This is a genomic window from Burkholderia anthina, from assembly GCF_902498995.1.
Classification (GTDB): Bacteria; Pseudomonadota; Gammaproteobacteria; order Burkholderiales; family Burkholderiaceae; genus Burkholderia; species Burkholderia anthina.
On record NZ_CABVLY010000029.1, the window covers coordinates 1 to 16,251 of the forward strand.

Genomic DNA, 16,251 nt, shown 5'->3' on the forward strand with positions numbered 1-16,251 from the left:
CGCGCACGCGGGCCGCCCGCTCGGCGAAGGCGGGCTCGGCGAGCACGCGCGCGAGCGCCGCGGCGAGACGCGCGCCGTCGACCGGGCCATCGACGCGCACCCCGCAGCCGCTCGCGGCCACGCGTTGCGCGTTGTCGAACTGGTCGTGCGCGAACGGCGTCGCGACTTGCACGATCCCGGCTTCGTACGCGAGCGCCACGGTGCCGATTCCACCGTGATGCACGAGCGCGCGGCAACGCGGCAGCAGCGTACGCATCGGCACGAAGCGGCGCACCAGCAGCCGCTCGCCGGCCGTAGCCGCATCGTGCGGCGTCAGCAGAATGCCGCGTGCGCCGGATGCACGCAGCGCATCCGACACCGCGCGCGCATACGCGGCGTGATCGATCAGCGTCGAGCCGGCCGTGAACACGACGGGCGGCTCGCCCGCCGCGAGAAACGCATCGAGCGCGGGATCGTCGTCAGGCGCGGCGACGTCGTTGAACAGCGGAAAGCCGCTTTGCAGAAGACGCGCCGGCCAGTCGCGCTGCGCCGGCGCGAACCAGTCGGGAAACAGGCACAGCACGCCGTCCGTCGAATGCAGCCAGCGGCCGAGCACGCGCCGCGCGGGCGCCAGCCCCAGTTCGCGGCGCACCGCATTGAGCGCCGGGCCGCACACGCGGTCGAGCACCTGCCGCTCGATCAGCGTCATCAGCGCCGATTTCACGGGCAGCGGCCAGCGCGCGGGGATCGTCAGGCGCGGGTGCGTCGGCGGCACCTGCGCGGACAGCAGCGTGGACGGCGACACCTGCACCGACACGTACGGCGTGCCGTGCAACTCCTGCATCAGCCGCGCGGAAAACGCCCACAGCGTGCCGACCAGCACGGTGTCGCGATCGGTCAGCGCGCGCAGCGCGTCGTAATGCGGGCGCACCACGGGCGCGATCACCTGCCACAACGTGCGGAACGACGTGCGCGGATCCCACAACGCCGGGTTCGCCATCGCGGCGTCATACTCGGCCGCGGTGCCGACCGGCACGAACGCGAAGCCGAAGCGGCGCGCGGCGGCCTCGAACGGCGGATGCGTGCAGAACACGACGTCGTGGCCGCGCATCGCGAGCGTGCGCGCGACGCCGAGCAGCGGATGCACGTCGCCCGCCGAGCCGATCGCGGTCACGATCACCTTCGCCATCGCGCGCCTCGCGGGGATCAGTAGAAGCCGGGGATCAGCGCCGCGACCTCGCGGCGGTACTGCGTATACGCCGGCCCGAAATAGCCGGTCAGCCAGCTCTCCTCGACGCGCACCTTGTACGCCAGCGACGCGAACACGAGCACGACGCCGAGCGCGCCGCGCCATTCGCCGCCGATCAGCGCGGCGCCGACCAGCGCGATCAGGCAGCCGGTGTAGATCGGATGACGCACGAGGCCGTACGGGCCGGTGCGCACGAGTTCGTGGTTTTCCTTCAGCGTGACGGACACGCTCCAGTTCGTGCCGAGGTGCAGCCGCGCCCACACCGAGAACAGCAACCCCGCGACCAGCACCGCGAGCCCGCCTTGCGCGAGCAGGCCGAAGCGCTGCCAGTCGGGCACGAGCGCCTGCCACGACGGATCGGGCAGGATGATCAGCGCGCCGCCGACGATCAGCGGAATCGACTGCAGCGTGCGCGAACGCGACGCCTCCTTGCGCACGGTCGTCTTTACGCCCTGCGACGTCGCGATCCAGTAGGCGAGCCAGATGGCCCACGGAACGACGATAGCGATGCTCTGAACGATATTCACGGCTGGCCTGCCTCGTATGGATAGGAATTTGGATACGTCCGGCGTGGATACGTCCGGTGTGCCCGATGCGCGACGTGCTGCGTCACGACATCGCCGGCATCGGTGCCGACACGCATGCGTGCGCGGCGCCGAGCGTGATGCCCGCGGCGGCCGGCGGCGCGTCGCAGAAGAAGTCGAGCAGCGCCGCCCGCGTGGTCTCGCGCTGCGCGCGGCCTTCGATGTCGAGGAAATGGCCGGCGTCGGGAACGGTCGTAAAGCGCGCGCGCGGCACGTGCGCGGCAAGCTGGCGGACGTCGGCCGGCGTCGTGTACTCGTCGCGCTCGCCGTTCAGGAACAGCAGCTCGCAGCCGATGTTCGAGAACTCGCTCAGATAGCGCTCCGGCTGCAGCGACAGGATCTGGTCGACGTGGAACGCGACCTGGTCCTGCTCGTCGCGCGGCAGGCGCGTCAGATACCGGTAGTTGTACAGCTTCATGATGCGCGGCAGGTAGCGGCCGACCGTATCGTTGAGCAACTGCGCGGCCTTCAGGTTCTCGCCGGCCGAGATGTGGTCGCGTGCGCGGGTCACGTAGTCGACCATCGCATCGTTCAGGAACGGCGAGAACGAGCAGATCGCCGCGCGCCGCACGCTCGGGCAGCCGCGCGCGAGCGCGAACAGCGACGCGACGCCGCCCCACGACACCGACACGAGGAACGCGGGCGCGAAGCGCTCGACCAGATGCTGGAGGATCGCGGCCTCGTCGTCCTTCGTCAGGATGAAGCAGCCGGGATTGTGCTGGCGCGACTGCCCCGCATACGGGAGGTCGAAGCAGATCGTGTTCATCCGCTCGCCGAGATACTGGACGGTCTGCCCGAACGACGCGGTGGTCGCGAGCGCGCCGTTGACGAGCATCGCCGTGTCGAAGGACGGATCGAACACGTTCCGTTCGACGTAGACCTTCAGACCATTCGGCAGCGGGACCACGTGTTTTTCGGTCGGCATCGTCGTTCTCCGGTGGATGCGGCATCTCGGCGTCGCGGCATGCTGCAGGTGCGCAATGGCTGGCGCCGGCCGCATGCGCGATCGCCGAGCGCGCGCATGGCCGACGCACCGCGACAATGACGCGCGGCGCCGATTCATTCCTTGTAGTGCGGCGCCATACTAATACGGCCAATATTACTTACTCAAGTCATCTCAACGATCCCCTCTACTCCAGCGGGAAATACGACCGATTCGAATTTTTTTAGCGTTTTTTATGGTAGGCAGAGTCGATTGAAAGACGATCGCAATCGTTTGCGCAAACCTCTTTCAGCAGGCATGAAATTCACATATATCGTCACAATTCAACGACTTACAGCATTTCAATCGCCCGATTGAAACGAATTTCCGGAAATTACCCGGATTGCCATCGGATGCTTGAATTCTCAGATCACATCGAATCTCACAGACCTCGACATTCTTTCGGCATGTAATAAAAACAATCCGAAAACCTTGGCAACGATTACGCCGCCTTTTCGGAAATCGTTTTAAACAAACTTAATTTTATTTAACCAGCTTTCAAACGGTTTTCCCGCACCTGCACAATTGCGCCGGGCGGACTCCCCTACCCCGCCGGCGTGACGATCCATCGTCGGACCCCGATTTTTTGTTGATTGAACGATCAATAAAAAACCGCTAAGCTTCGACTTCCAGGAACGGCCCGTCCGGGCGAAGGGAGTCGCGATGCCGAAAGTCGGAATGCGGGAGATTCGTCGCGCACAGTTGATCGACGCGACGCTGCGCTCGATCGACGAAGCCGGCCTGCCCGGCACGACGCTCGCATCGGTCGCGCAGCGCGCGAACATCTCCACGGGCATCGTCAGCCATTACTTCGGCGACAAGGACGGCCTGCTCGAAGCCACGATGCGGCACGTGCTGCGCGATCTGTGGGCGGCCACCACGCGCCGCCGCGTCGCCGCGCGCAAGGACTCGCGCTCCCGGCTGCGCGCGGTCGTCGCCGCGAACTTCGACGACACGCAGGTCAGCGCGCCCGTGATGAAAACCTGGCTCGCGTTCTGGTCGCAGAGCATGCACGACCCGATGCTCAAGCGCCTGCAGCACGTCAACACGCGGCGCCTCCATTCGAACCTGTGCGCCGAATTCGCGAAGACGCTGCCGCGTGCGAAAGCACGCGAAGCCGCCAGCGGCCTCGCCGCGCTGATCGACGGCCTGTGGCTGCGCGGCGCGCTCGCCGGCGGCCCGATCGACACCCGGGCGGCATTGAAGCTCGCCCACGATTACATCGACCTGCTGCTCGCGTCCGACTGACGCGTCACGCACTCGCCCTCAAGGAGATCCTCATGTCCGTATACGGTTTGCAGCGCCTCTACATCGGCGGCGGTTACGTCGACGCCACCAGCGGCAAGACTTTCGACACCGTCGACCCCGCCACCGGCGAACTGCTCGCACAGGTGCAGCAGGCGAGCGCGGCCGACGTCGACCGCGCGGTCGCATCGGCGCAGGCAGGCCAGCGCGAATGGGCCGCGATGACGGCCATGCAGCGCTCGCGCATCCTGCGCCGCGCGGTCGACCTGCTGCGCGAACGCAACGACGCGCTCGCGGCGATCGAGACGCGCGACACCGGCAAGCCGATCGGCGAGACGCTCGCGGTCGACATCGTCACCGGCGCGGACGTGATCGAGTACTACGCGGGCCTCGCGACCGCGATCGAAGGGCTGCAGGTGCCGCTGCGCGCCGAGTCGTTCGTCTATACGCGTCGCGAGCCGCTCGGCGTGTGCGCGGGCATCGGCGCATGGAACTACCCGATCCAGATCGCGTGCTGGAAGACGGCGCCCGCGCTCGCGGCCGGCAACGCGATGGTGTTCAAGCCGAGCGAAGTCACGCCGCTCACCGCGCTCAAGCTCGCCGAGATCTATACGGAAGCCGGCGTGCCGGCCGGCGTGTTCAACGTCGTGCAGGGCGACGGCTCGGTCGGCGCACTGCTCACCGGCCATCCGGACATCGCGAAGGTGTCGTTCACCGGCGGCGTCGAGACCGGCAAGAAGGTGATGTCGCTCGCCGGCGCCTCGTCGCTGAAGGAAGTGACGATGGAGCTCGGCGGCAAGTCGCCGCTGATCGTGTTCGACGATGCCGATCTCGATCGCGCCGCCGACATCGCCGTGACCGCCAACTTCTTCAGCTCGGGCCAGGTCTGCACGAACGGCACGCGCGTGTTCGTGCACCGCTCGGTCAAGGACGCGTTCACGCAGAAGGTGCTCGAACGCGTGAAGCGCATCCGCGTCGGCAAGCCGACCGATGCCGACACCAACTTCGGCCCGCTCGTCTCCGCCGCGCAGCTCGACAAGGTGCTCGGCTTCATCGAGAGCGGCAAGGCCGAAGGCGCGAAGCTGCTCGCCGGCGGCACGCGCCTGACCGACGGCCACTTCGGCAGCGGCCAGTACGTCGCGCCGACCGTGTTCGGCGACTGCCGCGACGACATGAAGATCGTCCGCGAAGAAATCTTCGGGCCGGTGATGAGCATCCTCGATTTCGAATCGGAGGACGAAGTCATCGCCCGCGCGAACGACACGCACTACGGCCTCGCGGCCGGCGTCGTGACCGAGAACCTGTCGCGCGCGCACCGCACGATCCACCGCCTCGAAGCCGGCATCTGCTGGATCAACACGTGGGGCGAATCGCCGGCCGAGATGCCGGTTGGCGGATACAAGCAATCCGGCGTCGGACGCGAGAACGGCATCACGACGCTCGAACACTACACTCGAATCAAGTCGGTGCAGGTCGAGCTCGGCCGCTACAACCCGGTGTTTTGAGAACGAGAGGAGATACCCCGTCATGACGACACGCGAATACGACTACATCATCTGCGGCGCCGGTTCCGCGGGCAACGTGCTCGCGACGCGCCTGACGGAAGATCCGAATGTCACGGTGCTGCTGCTCGAAGCGGGCGGCCCCGACTACCGCTTCGACTTCCGTACGCAGATGCCGGCGGCGCTCGCCTATCCGCTGCAGGGCCGTCGCTACAACTGGGCCTACGAGACCGACCCCGAGCCGCACATGGACAACCGCCGGATGGAGTGCGGCCGCGGCAAGGGGCTCGGCGGCTCGTCGCTGATCAACGGGATGTGCTACATCCGCGGCAACGCGCTCGACTACGACAACTGGTCGACGCACAAGGGGCTCGAGAACTGGACGTATCTCGACTGCCTGCCGTACTTCAAGAAGGCCGAGACGCGCGACGTCGGCCCGAACGACTACCACGGCGGCGACGGCCCCGTGTCGGTCACGACCAGCAAGCCGGGCGTGAATCCGCTGTTCGAGGCGATGGTCGATGCGGGCGTGCAGGCCGGCTATCCGCGCACCGACGACCTGAACGGCTATCAGCAGGAAGGCTTCGGTCCGATGGACCGCACCGTCACGCCGAAGGGCCGCCGGGCGAGCACCGCGCGCGGCTACCTCGACCAGGCGAAGGTCCGGCCGAACCTCGAGATCGTCACGCACGCGCTCGCCGATCGCATCCTGTTCGACGGCAAGCGCGCATCGGGCGTCACGTACCTGCGCGGCAGCGAGCGCGCCACCGCGCATGCGCGCCGCGAAGTGCTCGTGTGCAGCGGCGCGATCGCATCGCCGCAATTGCTGCAGCGCTCGGGCGTCGGCCCCGGCGCGTGGCTGAAGGAACTCGACATCCCGATCGTGCTCGACCTGCCCGGCGTCGGCCAGAACCTGCAGGATCACCTGGAGATGTACATCCAGTACGAGTGCAAGGAACCGGTGTCGCTGTATCCGGCGCTCAAGTGGTGGAACCAGCCGAAGATCGGTCTCGAATGGATGCTGAACGGCACCGGCCTCGGCGCGAGCAACCACTTCGAGGCGGGCGGTTTCATCCGCACGCGCGACGACGACCCGTGGCCGAACATCCAGTATCACTTCCTGCCCGTGGCGATCAACTACAACGGCTCGAACGCGATCGAGATGCACGGCTTCCAGGCGCACGTCGGCTCGATGCGCTCGCCGAGCCGCGGCCGCGTGAAGCTGCGCTCGCGCGATCCGAACGATCATCCGAGCATCCTGTTCAACTACATGGCCGAAGCGCTCGACTGGCGCGAGTTCCGCGATGCGATCCGCGCGACGCGCGAGATCATGCGGCAGCCGGCGCTCGACCGCTATCGCGGCCGCGAACTGAACCCGGGCGCCGACTGCAAGAGCGACCAGGAGCTCGACGCGTTCGTGCGGGCGCGCGCGGAAACCGCATTCCATCCGTCGTGCTCGTGCAAGATGGGTTACGACGACATGGCCGTAGTCGACGAAGAAGGCCGCGTGCACGGGCTGGAAGGGTTGCGCGTGGTCGATGCGTCGATCATGCCGATCATCACGACCGGCAACCTGAACGCGCCGACGATCATGATCGCGGAGAAGATCGCGGACAAGATCCGCGGCCGCAAGCCGCTCGCGCGCGTGGACGTGCCCTACTTCGTCGCGAACGGCGCGATGGCGAGGAACGTCGCGAAGGCGGTACGGCAGCCGGAGACGGTGTAACCGGACGCGCGCCCTTCGCGGCACGCAGCAGCAACATCCACGGCTCGCGGCGTTCTCGCCGCGGGCCGTTTTTTTTCATGGCGTGCTTTCGCCGCCCGTGCTGAACCGCGTGATCGCGGCGCCCTTTCGTCGCATCCGTTTCGCGCGCACGATCGGATTCGCGCGCGACGTCAGGCTCATCGTGCCGCGCAAGCGCTCGAACGCGACGTCCTCCTGCGCCCCGAAGCGGCTGGCGGCCGGCCATGCGAGCATGGCGTCGAGCCACGTCCGCCACGCATCGCCATGAAAGCGGCGCGCGAATGCGTGCACCACGTCGGGTGCGGCGATCACGATGCCCGCCAGCAGGTAATACGCCCAGAAGCTGCCCGCGGCGAGTATCCGGTCGAGCCGGCACACCGACACCGCGGCGAGCAGGCCGTCCACCGATGCGAGATCCGCGCGTCGTTCGCGGATCGCGCGCGCGACGATATTGTGTCGGCCGCCATACGCGGCAACGGATACGCCGTTACCGGCAGCCAGTTCCGCGCTGAACATCGCGAGCGCGGCCAGCTCGTCGATACGCGCCGCATCGTCGCGCGGCCCGCAGACGCGCAGCACGATCGCGTCGATGACGGCACCCGGCCGGGCCGACGGTGCCACGCATGCGGCAGCCACGGCCGCGTGTCGTTCTCCCAGGTTCTTCGCAGGCCGCGCATCGACGCCGCCTGCTTCGGGCGCCGGCGCTGGGTACGTTCCTGCCTCGTCGTCGTTTTCGATGCCGGTCGCGATTCGCTCGAGCGCGGCCCAGCCGTCATCGGGATGCTCGAACGCCCACGCGTCGACGATGCCGTGCGCCGCTTCGAATGCATCGCGCGACCCCGGGCAGCGCCGCTCCGCATGCGCGAGCTGCCACGCATCGGGAACGTGCATGCACGCATTGCGCGAATCGCCCGCATCGCACACGCAACCGCCGCCGTCCGTGGCGGTCCACGGCGCGAGTTCGTGCAGCACGGCAATCGCGTCGCGCGACAGGTTCATCCCCGGTCCCGCACGCGACGGCACGACGGCCGTGTCGCCGGTTTCGGCCGCCATCGCGCGGGCGGCTTCGGCTTCGTGGAGAGAGTCGATCAGGTACTGCAGCCACGCAGCCGTGCGCAACCGGTCGGGCGTCGCACCGCGGGCATCGCCATACTTCGCTGGGTCGGTGAGCATGGGGGGTCCGGACATGGTCTGGCAAATCAAGGAGTCGTTTTGTGCCGGTCGAACCGGACGGTACGGCATACCGTACCGTCCGCTGCATGGCCGCCCGCGCCGGATCGCGAAGCAGGCGGCCAGCCGGTCGTCGTGCCGATACGCACGACGACGCGTCGCCGTCGCGAAACCGGAACGCCCGCCGCGCATCCTTGCACGGTCTTCGTATCCGGCGAGCGCCCCGGCCTCGATCACACGGCGCTTACTGCACGTGGAACTTCGGCGACGTGGCAACCGTGCCGCTGACCGTACAGTCCGGCGTCAGCACCGCGTTGTTGAACGTGAGCGACGAGTTCGGATCGCTCCACGTCGTGACCACCTTGCTCGGCCCGCACGTGCCGAGCAGCGTAACGGTCACCTTCGCGTTGTTGATCGACAGCTGCGTCGTGCTGTCGGCCTGCCCCGTCCACGGCGACGCGCTGCTGGCGCTGCCGCTGATCAGGCCGCACGTCGCGCCGCCGGTGAACGTCGTCGACGTGATGTTGACGATGCCCGTCGAGGAGATCGTGCCGTTGAAGGTCGCGTTGCAGCTCGCGTTGATCGCGCCCTTGGCCAACACCGTGAGGCCCGTCGCGGAGAACGGCTCCCCGCCCGGATTCATGGCCTGGCCGTCGACGCGCGTCACGGTCACGGCGAAAGCAGGCGCGGCCGACACCGCGGTGAATGCCACTGCAGCAACAAGCGATACGATTTTGCGAATGCTCATTTGAACTGCCCCCTCTCTCTTCACAAATGGCGGCATGCCGCCAGGAACGCGACGCGCCGGCCGGATCGCCCCGGCCGCCCGGTCGCAGGAAGCCGCCGGCGCGCGTACCGCGCGCCGGACGGCTCAGAACTTGTAGGAAATCCCGACGAACGAGATCAGCGGATCGGCTTTCAGCCGCGTGCGCGTCGTGGCGAGCGTCGTGCCGTCCGCCGCGCTGATCACGAGCGACGAGTAGGTCTTCAGCGGCATGTAGGTCAACGTCGCCGTGAGCGCCCAGTGCTTGTCGATCGCATAGCTCGCACCGACGTTGTAGACCGGCGTGAACGACGACGATGCCTTGCCCTCCACCGACGTCGGCCCCGGCTTGCCGGCACCGGCCGCGAGCACGCTGCCGAGATTCTCGTTGATGTCCTTCGCGAAATTGCCGTTCAGTTCGATGTTGCTGAACCAACTGTACGCCACGCCGATCCCGACGAACGGACGGAATTTCGCCGTCGGTGCATTAAAGTAGTACTGCAGAATGATCGTCGGGCTCCATTGCCGCGCATTCTTCACGGCCGGCTGGTTCGACGGATTGTCCATGTTGACGCTGCCGAGCGCGCCGGCCGGGCCCGGCGGCCGGATCACGCCGTGCCCGGTCAGCGTAAACTCGGGCGGCACGCCGAGCACCGACGTCACCGCGATGTGGTCGGTGAAGAAGTGCGTGAGCGTGAGGCCGACCGTATCGGCATTGTTGACCGTCAGGCTCGTGCCCGGCGACGTGAACGACCCGGGCAGGCGCAGCGGCCCGTTGATCGGCATGCTCGCGAGATTCGTCGTCAACCCGTTGGTCGAATCCATCGGCGCGATGTGCAGCCAGCCCAGCGTCGCGACGTTGTCGCCCGCCTGCTGGGCCGATGCGAGCGTCGACACGCCTGCGACGACACCCGCGACAATCAGCTTCTTCATCAGTCTCCCCCTCATTCTGTCCGGGCGCCGCGCACCCGCGCGCGGCGCCATCGTGTCTCCTGCCCTGCGCGGTCACTGCACGAACGCGCCGACCGTGAAGTACGGATTGCTCGTATCGGCCATGTCGAGGAACCCGAACACGCCGCCGGTGAACACGAACTTGCCGGTCGCCGGCCCCGACGCCGCATCCGCATGCACGGTCGTCACGACGCCCGGCACCTTCTGCATGTAGTCGAGATTCAACGCGCGCGTGAGCGCGGCCTGCGACGCGTTGAACGGATCGAGCAGCGTGGCCTGCGCATCGACGAGCGCGGTCGCGCGGTAGTTGAACGCGCTGTCGACGCCCGTGTACTCGCCGTTCTGCGAACCCGGCGCGATCGCCGCCTGCGGGCTCAGGAACGAGATGCCCGATTCGTCGTCCGCGCTCGGCGGGCCCTGCGTGAGGTCCGCGTTCGCGGCACCCGTGCGGATGAAGATCGGCACGAGCTGATTGCGCAGCTTGCCGACGATCAGGATCCCCTTGCCGGCCTTCGCCGGATCGAGCGCAGCGAGCGTCGGCGGAATCTGCGGCTGGTAGTTCAGCGACTGGAACGCCGGCGCATCCGGGCGCGGCGTGAACGGCTGGTTCACGGTCGCGCTCGATGCGAGCGGCTGGCCGCCGTTCTTCTTGCCGAAGTTGTCGGTCTCGACGTAGCTGCCGTCCGCGTTGATCGTCACCTGCTGGTCGAGCGCCACCGGCTGGAAGTTCTGCGACGGCACCTGGTGATAGCCGAGCTGGTTGTACGTGCCGGCGATCTTCGACAGATCGGTTTCGAGCGACGAGAAACTGATGAACGGGTAGTACGGGAACGTCGTCTGCGGAATCTTGCCGACACCGATCACGCCGTCGAACTGGATCGTCGCACCGGGAATCGCACCGCCCAGCACGCCTTCGCCGAGGAACAGCCGTGCCGGCCGATTCGGGTCGAGGCTCGCGTTCTGCATCCGGAACGTGCACTGATTGAGCTTCACGGTCGGCAGCCCGGTTTCGTCGACCAGCGTGCCGTCGACCACGTTGGCCGGCGCCGTGTCGCGGGTCGGCTGCACGGTGCCGGTGGTGATCGGCACCGGCGACGCGAGATAGGTCATCCGGTACGTCATCTTCGTCGTGTCGAGCTGCACCTTCACCAGTTCGCCCGAACCGGAGCCGCCGATGAACACCGTGTCGTAGTCGATCGTCTGCGGGCACAGCCGGACCACCGGCGCGGGCGGCGGGTCGCCGTCGCCGCCGCAGGCGACCAGCACGGGCGCGAGCGACGCCGCGGCCATCCAATGCTTCACATTCATAGGAATCCTCTTGAATTTCGATTCGCCGGCGGCGACGCGTGCGCCGCCGGTGTTCCGTGTTCAGTCCGCCGTCACTGGACGAACGCGCCGACCGTGAAGAACGGGTTGACCTTGCTGTTGTTGACGACCATCGCGTAGACGCTCCCCGCCGTCACGATCCAGCCCGTGTCGCCCTTGCTGAAGATCGCCACGTTGCCGTCCGCCCCCTTCGCGTTGAAGTCCTGCGAGGCCGTGACCTTGATCTTGCCGGGCGTCGCCTGCGTATAGTCGAGAGCGAACTGCGAGGTAACCGACGACGTCTGCGGGTCGATGAATGCCGCGGTGGCGCCCTGGAACAGCGTCGACGTGTAGTTCGCGGCCATCGTCGACACGGCGGTGCCGTCCGTGCAATTTCCGGCCTCGGGCATGAAGAACGTGCCGTTGAACGTGCCGGGCAGGTCGGGATGCGGTATGGCGTTATTGAAGCTCGGCCCCGCATTCCCCGGTGCGCCATACACGCCGTTGGACGTCACCACCCCGCATGCGGACGCGCTCGTCGCACCGATGAAACCGCCCTTGAGCGCATTGGTCGCGACAGACTGCGCGGGAGACAGCATCGAGATGCCGACTTCCGCGTCGGCGACCGACGCCAGCAGGTTGCTCGCGTCGGCATGCGAGTAGCCGACGCGAATCACGATCGGCACCAGCACGCCGTTCAGCTTGCCGACGATCATCACGCCACGCGCCTGGGTCGGCGACAGCAGCACGAGCGGCTGCTCCTGGCCGGCCGACGGATAGGGCATGCCCGGATTCGCGCCGCTGACGAACACGTTATCGGCGCTGCCGTCCATGTTCTTGCGCAGCGTCCACGGCGTGCCGGTCGTCTGGCACGAGTAGTCGCTGCCCGGAGTAATCGTGCACGTGCCGTCCGCATTGAGTGTCTGGTTCCAGTTCACGACATCCGGCTGCCAGCCCTGCGGGGTGGCGGTCTGATAGCTGCTGCCGGTCGGCGACAGATGAATGCCGACCTCGTTGTAGACGCCGGCCACCTTCGCGAAATCGGTCTCGGTGTCGGTAAAGCCGATAAACGGATAGAAATCGAACGTGCGCGACGGCACGGTCCCGATAAAGACGCCCGGCGCGAGCGGAATGCCGTCGAACTGGATCGTCGCGCCCGGAATTCCGCCACCCACCACACCATTCCCGACGAACAGCATCGGCGGATCGCTGCGCTTGATCGTCACCGCATACGCGCCGTCGCTCGTCGCGCCGCTGTCGAGCACGAACGCGCAGCGGTTCTGCTCGGCGGTCGGCAGATTGGTCGGATGATGGAATGCGCCGCTGATCGTCAGGCCCGCGCGCGTGTCGTTGACCTGCCCCGCCGAGGTCGGCACCGACGATTCGATGAACTGCATCTGGTAGGTGAGCCTGGTCGTGTCGAACTTCACCTTCACGTATTCGCCGCTGCCCGAGCCGCCCGTGTAGGTCGTCGTGTAGTCGAGCGAATCCGGACACAGCTTCGTCACGACGGGCGGCGTCGTTTCGGCACCGCTCGGCCCGCATGCGCTGCCCGAGCACTGCGGCACGTTGATCGGCCCCGGATCGTCGCCGCCGCCGCAACCGGCGACGAACGGCAGCGCCAGCACGGCGCACGACAGGACCGCCTTCCGCCATTCAGGAATGCAAACCATCAACCCCTCCTTTTCAGGTACGACAAGTCTCGTCCGGACGGGCTGCGTGGCCCGCCGGTTGGTATCGCGCCGTCGTGCAGGCACGCGGCGCATGACGATGCGCGCAATGCGCGCCGCGCGGCCGGTCAGGCTAATGCGATCGGAACCGCCGCGGCAGGCAAGCGCGATCCGGCCGCGCCGTCATGCGGCACGGCGCCGTCGGGAAAAACGAAACGGAATGGGATGCGTCGCTACAGCGGCAACGCAATGCGATAGCGCTCGCGCGCGACTCGCGTCGCGCCGGCGTCCGGCGAAAAACAGGGAAACGGCAGTCCGGCTAGCCCCGCGGATAGGCGTCTCATGATGTGGTCTCCATACGTACGCTTGATTCGTTATCGTGATGCGTCGTTTGTCGAGACTATGAGCGGACAATCCGCACAAGTAAATGGATGCAGAGTTCCAAACGGGCCGCGCCGCGTGATCGTAGCGCTTGCAGGGTCTTTGACAGTTTTTCAAACAGCCTTCATTTTCCTTGCTCAGACAAATACCCGGACGATATAACGCGCGTTTGAACGATCGCGGTCGACCCGCGCGAAAGCCGGCGGGACGGCCTGCCGCGACCGGCAGGGATGCTGCGGCGCAACGTCACACGTCGATGATCGCCAGCGTGCCGTGGCTGCCCGGCAGCACCGCGTGGCGCGTGCCGGCGAGCGCGAGATACATCTGGCCGGCCTCCACCACGATCGTTTGCGCATCGACCTCGAGCATCAGCCGGCCGTCGAGCACCAGCAGCCCTTCGTTGTAGTCGTGCACTTCCGCTTCGTACGGCTGCGCATCCATGCGCAACACCTTGATCCGGGCCGGCCCGACTTCACCGACGATCGTGGACTGCCACGCGGCGGCCTGCGCGGCCGCAACGGACTTGAAATCGACCAGAGACATGCGCACCGCTCCGCAGACGTGAAAGGAACGCATTATCGCGAGCGCCGCGCGTGGCGTCCCGGTACGGCGCGGCGGTGTCCGGGCGGCACAGTTCGCCGCCCCGCCGTCGTGCCGCCGCGCGAATGCGCGATCGGCGCCCGCATTGCCGAAAACGATGCGGATTGTTTGCTTATCTCAAATAAAGTGCCGCGTTGTCGGGCAATGCCTGCACATTGGACGCAAATCCGGCGCCGACATCGCCCGGCCTTTCCACCAGAATGCATTTCCATCTACCGATTGCTAATATGGCGATCCTGCGATCCCGCACCACAACGCCGTTCGACATGACGCACGCTCGCCATGCCGCACCCGCAACCGGCCGCCCCGCAGCGGCGGCGCCGGGCACGCGCGGCGCGCAGCGTCGGACCGACCGGCCGTGCCATCCGTGAGCATGCAACCGATCCTTTCCGTTTCCGACCTCTCCAAGACTTACGCGTCCGGCTTCCAGGCGCTGAAGCACGTGACCCTCGACATCCGCCCCGGCGAGATCTTCGCGCTGCTCGGGCCGAACGGCGCGGGCAAGACCACGCTGATCGGCTCGATCTGCGGGATCGTCACGCCGACCGAAGGCCGCGTGACGGTCGGCGGCCACGACATCCGCGATCAATACCGCGCCGCGCGCGAAATGATCGGCCTCGTGCCGCAGGAACTGACGACCGACGCGTTCGAATCCGTCTGGGCGACCGTGTCGTTCAGCCGCGGCCTGTTCGGCAAGGCGCCCGATCCCGCGCACATCGAGAAGACGCTGAAGGCGCTGTCGCTGTGGGACAAGCGCGACAACAAGCTGATGACGCTGTCGGGCGGGATGAAGCGCCGCGTGATGATCGCGAAAGCGCTGTCGCACGAGCCGCGCATCCTGTTCCTCGACGAGCCGACGGCCGGCGTCGACGTCGAGCTGCGCCGCGACATGTGGAAGCTCGTCGACTCGCTGCGCGAAAGCGGCGTGACGATCCTGCTCACCACGCACTACATCGAGGAAGCCGAGGAAATGGCCGACCGGATCGGCATCATCCTCGGCGGCGAGCTCGTGCTCGTCGAGGAGAAGCGCGAGCTGATGCGCAAGCTCGGCAAGAAGCAGCTGACCGTGCAGCTCGAGCAGCCGCTGGCTGCCGTGCCGGCCGAACTCGCGCCGTTCGGCCTCGAACGCGCGGACGACGGCACCGCGCTCGTCTACACGTACGACTCGCAGCGTGACGATGCGAGCATCGCGAAACTGATCAACGCGCTCGGCGCGACCGGCATCGGCTTTCGCGACCTGCATACGACGCAGAGCTCGCTCGAGGACATTTTCGTGAGCCTGATCGACAACCGCCGCAACGGCACACAAGGGGCGTAACGCACATGGCCAACTGGAATCTCCACGGCATCCGCGCGATCTACCGTGCCGAAATGGCCCGTACGCGCCGTACGCTGATGCAGAGCATCATCGCGCCGGTGATCTCGACGTCGCTGTACTTCGTCGTGTTCGGCTCGGCGATCGGCTCGCGCATCAGCGACGTGAACGGGATCGGCTACGGATCGTTCATCGTGCCGGGCCTCGTGATGCTGTCGCTGCTGTCGCAGAGCATCTCGAACGCGTCGTTCGGCATCTACTTCCCGCGCTTCACGGGCACGATCTACGAGATTTTGTCCGCGCCCGTGTCGTACTGGGAAATCGTGATCGCGTACGTGGGCGCGGCCGCGTCGAAGTCGCTGCTGCTCGGGCTGATCATCCTCGCCACCGCCGGCCTGTTCGTGCCGCTGCACATCCTGCATCCGTTCTGGATGGTGCTGTTCCTCGTACTGACGTCGATCACGTTCAGCCTGTTCGGCTTCGTGATCGGCATCTGGGCCGACAGCTTCGAGAAACTGCAGCTCGTGCCGCTGCTGATCATCACGCCGCTCACGTTCCTCGGCGGCAGCTTCTACTCGGTCGACATGCTGCCGCCCGTGTGGCGCATCATCACGCTGTTCAACCCGATCGTGTATCTGATCAGCGGCTTCCGCTGGTCGTTCTACGGGCTGGCCGACGTGCACGTGTGGATCAGCCTCGCCGCGACCACGCTGTTCCTCGCGATCCTGCTCGCGATCGTCGCGTGGATGTTCCGCACCGGCTACAAGCTGAAGAACTGACGCGGTGCGCGCAGTCGCGGCCGCATCGGCCC

General features: G+C 66.8%; 14 protein-coding genes. 5 read left to right on the forward strand and 9 right to left on the reverse strand.

Annotation, left to right across the window (positions count from 1 at the left end; all coding sequences use genetic code 11):
• The 3 genes from BME24068_RS28935 to BME24068_RS28945 form a co-directional block, all read right to left on the reverse strand.
• Window positions 1–1,168, reverse strand: a 1,168-nt coding sequence (locus BME24068_RS28935) for a glycosyltransferase (RefSeq protein ID WP_174928106.1), incomplete at its 3' end; no start/stop codon positions are given.
• 17 nt (window positions 1,169–1,185) lie between these two features.
• A complete protein-coding gene (locus tag BME24068_RS28940; RefSeq protein WP_096501861.1) occupies window positions 1,186–1,755 on the reverse strand; it encodes a methyltransferase family protein in 570 nt (189 codons plus the stop codon).
• 82 nt (window positions 1,756–1,837) lie between these two features.
• Window positions 1,838–2,737, reverse strand: a complete 900-nt coding sequence (locus BME24068_RS28945) for an alpha/beta fold hydrolase (RefSeq protein WP_174928107.1) — start codon at window positions 2,735–2,737, stop codon at window positions 1,838–1,840.
• Window positions 2,738–3,457: 720 nt separating this feature from the next.
• Here BME24068_RS28945 and betI point away from each other — a divergent pair.
• The 3 genes from betI to betA are packed head-to-tail and all read left to right on the forward strand — an operon-like array spanning window position 3,458 to window position 7,267.
• Window positions 3,458–4,042 (forward strand): transcriptional regulator BetI, encoded by a 585-nt coding sequence (gene betI, locus BME24068_RS28950; protein WP_096501865.1) that lies wholly within the window; start codon window positions 3,458–3,460, stop codon window positions 4,040–4,042.
• Window positions 4,043–4,074: 32 nt separating this feature from the next.
• On the forward strand, window positions 4,075–5,544 hold the full coding sequence (gene betB, locus BME24068_RS28955) for a betaine-aldehyde dehydrogenase (RefSeq protein WP_096501867.1): 1,470 nt from the start codon (window positions 4,075–4,077) through the stop codon (window positions 5,542–5,544).
• 22 nt (window positions 5,545–5,566) lie between these two features.
• Entirely contained in the window at window positions 5,567–7,267 is a 1,701-nt protein-coding gene (gene betA, locus BME24068_RS28960) for a choline dehydrogenase (RefSeq protein WP_174928108.1), read from the forward strand.
• A gap of 75 nt (window positions 7,268–7,342) precedes the next feature.
• Here betA and BME24068_RS28965 read toward each other — a convergent pair whose 3' ends face one another.
• From BME24068_RS28965 to BME24068_RS28990, 6 genes are all read right to left on the reverse strand, one after another.
• The gene (locus tag BME24068_RS28965; protein ID WP_174928109.1) at window positions 7,343–8,458 is read right to left on the reverse strand and encodes a hypothetical protein; all 1,116 of its coding nucleotides are present in this window, start codon (window positions 8,456–8,458) and stop codon (window positions 7,343–7,345) included.
• A 241-nt stretch (window positions 8,459–8,699) separates the two neighbouring features.
• Window positions 8,700–9,203, reverse strand: a complete 504-nt coding sequence (locus BME24068_RS28970) for an activator protein (RefSeq protein WP_096501873.1) — start codon at window positions 9,201–9,203, stop codon at window positions 8,700–8,702.
• A gap of 123 nt (window positions 9,204–9,326) precedes the next feature.
• On the reverse strand, window positions 9,327–10,151 hold the full coding sequence (locus BME24068_RS28975; RefSeq protein WP_096501875.1) for an OmpW/AlkL family protein: 825 nt from the start codon (window positions 10,149–10,151) through the stop codon (window positions 9,327–9,329).
• Window positions 10,152–10,223: 72 nt separating this feature from the next.
• Window positions 10,224–11,477 (reverse strand): DUF2957 domain-containing protein, encoded by a 1,254-nt coding sequence (locus BME24068_RS28980; protein ID WP_174928110.1) that lies wholly within the window; start codon window positions 11,475–11,477, stop codon window positions 10,224–10,226.
• Between the two features lie 71 nt (window positions 11,478–11,548).
• Complete coding sequence (locus BME24068_RS28985) at window positions 11,549–13,147, reverse strand: DUF2957 domain-containing protein (RefSeq protein WP_174928111.1); 1,599 nt, start codon at window positions 13,145–13,147, stop codon at window positions 11,549–11,551.
• 624 nt (window positions 13,148–13,771) lie between these two features.
• A complete protein-coding gene (locus BME24068_RS28990; protein WP_096501881.1) occupies window positions 13,772–14,068 on the reverse strand; it encodes a cupin domain-containing protein in 297 nt (98 codons plus the stop codon).
• A gap of 430 nt (window positions 14,069–14,498) precedes the next feature.
• On the opposite strand from BME24068_RS28990, the gene BME24068_RS28995 reads away from it, so the two are divergent.
• Together BME24068_RS28995 and BME24068_RS29000 are read left to right on the forward strand one after the other, a co-directional pair.
• Complete coding sequence (locus BME24068_RS28995; RefSeq protein WP_174928112.1) at window positions 14,499–15,443, forward strand: ABC transporter ATP-binding protein; 945 nt, start codon at window positions 14,499–14,501, stop codon at window positions 15,441–15,443.
• Between the two features lie 5 nt (window positions 15,444–15,448).
• Window positions 15,449–16,219 carry an ABC transporter permease gene (locus tag BME24068_RS29000; RefSeq protein WP_174928113.1) on the forward strand — a complete coding sequence of 257 codons (771 nt, stop codon included), beginning with the start codon at window positions 15,449–15,451 and terminating at the stop codon, window positions 16,217–16,219.
• Window positions 16,220–16,251 lie beyond the last annotated feature (32 nt).

Coding starts and splice junctions, on each gene's coding strand:
- BME24068_RS28945 (WP_174928107.1), bottom strand. CDS start 2,737: ATGCCGACCGAAAAACACGTGGTCCCGCTGCCGAATGGTCTGAAGGTC.
- betI (WP_096501865.1), top strand. CDS start 3,458: ATGCCGAAAGTCGGAATGCGGGAGATTCGTCGCGCACAGTTGATCGAC.
- betB (WP_096501867.1), top strand. CDS start 4,075: ATGTCCGTATACGGTTTGCAGCGCCTCTACATCGGCGGCGGTTACGTC.
- betA (WP_174928108.1), top strand. CDS start 5,567: ATGACGACACGCGAATACGACTACATCATCTGCGGCGCCGGTTCCGCG.
- BME24068_RS28965 (WP_174928109.1), bottom strand. CDS start 8,458: ATGCTCACCGACCCAGCGAAGTATGGCGATGCCCGCGGTGCGACGCCC.
- BME24068_RS28970 (WP_096501873.1), bottom strand. CDS start 9,203: ATGAGCATTCGCAAAATCGTATCGCTTGTTGCTGCAGTGGCATTCACC.
- BME24068_RS28975 (WP_096501875.1), bottom strand. CDS start 10,151: ATGAAGAAGCTGATTGTCGCGGGTGTCGTCGCAGGCGTGTCGACGCTC.
- BME24068_RS28980 (WP_174928110.1), bottom strand. CDS start 11,477: ATGAATGTGAAGCATTGGATGGCCGCGGCGTCGCTCGCGCCCGTGCTG.
- BME24068_RS28985 (WP_174928111.1), bottom strand. CDS start 13,147: ATGGTTTGCATTCCTGAATGGCGGAAGGCGGTCCTGTCGTGCGCCGTG.
- BME24068_RS28990 (WP_096501881.1), bottom strand. CDS start 14,068: ATGTCTCTGGTCGATTTCAAGTCCGTTGCGGCCGCGCAGGCCGCCGCG.
- BME24068_RS28995 (WP_174928112.1), top strand. CDS start 14,499: ATGCAACCGATCCTTTCCGTTTCCGACCTCTCCAAGACTTACGCGTCC.
- BME24068_RS29000 (WP_174928113.1), top strand. CDS start 15,449: ATGGCCAACTGGAATCTCCACGGCATCCGCGCGATCTACCGTGCCGAA.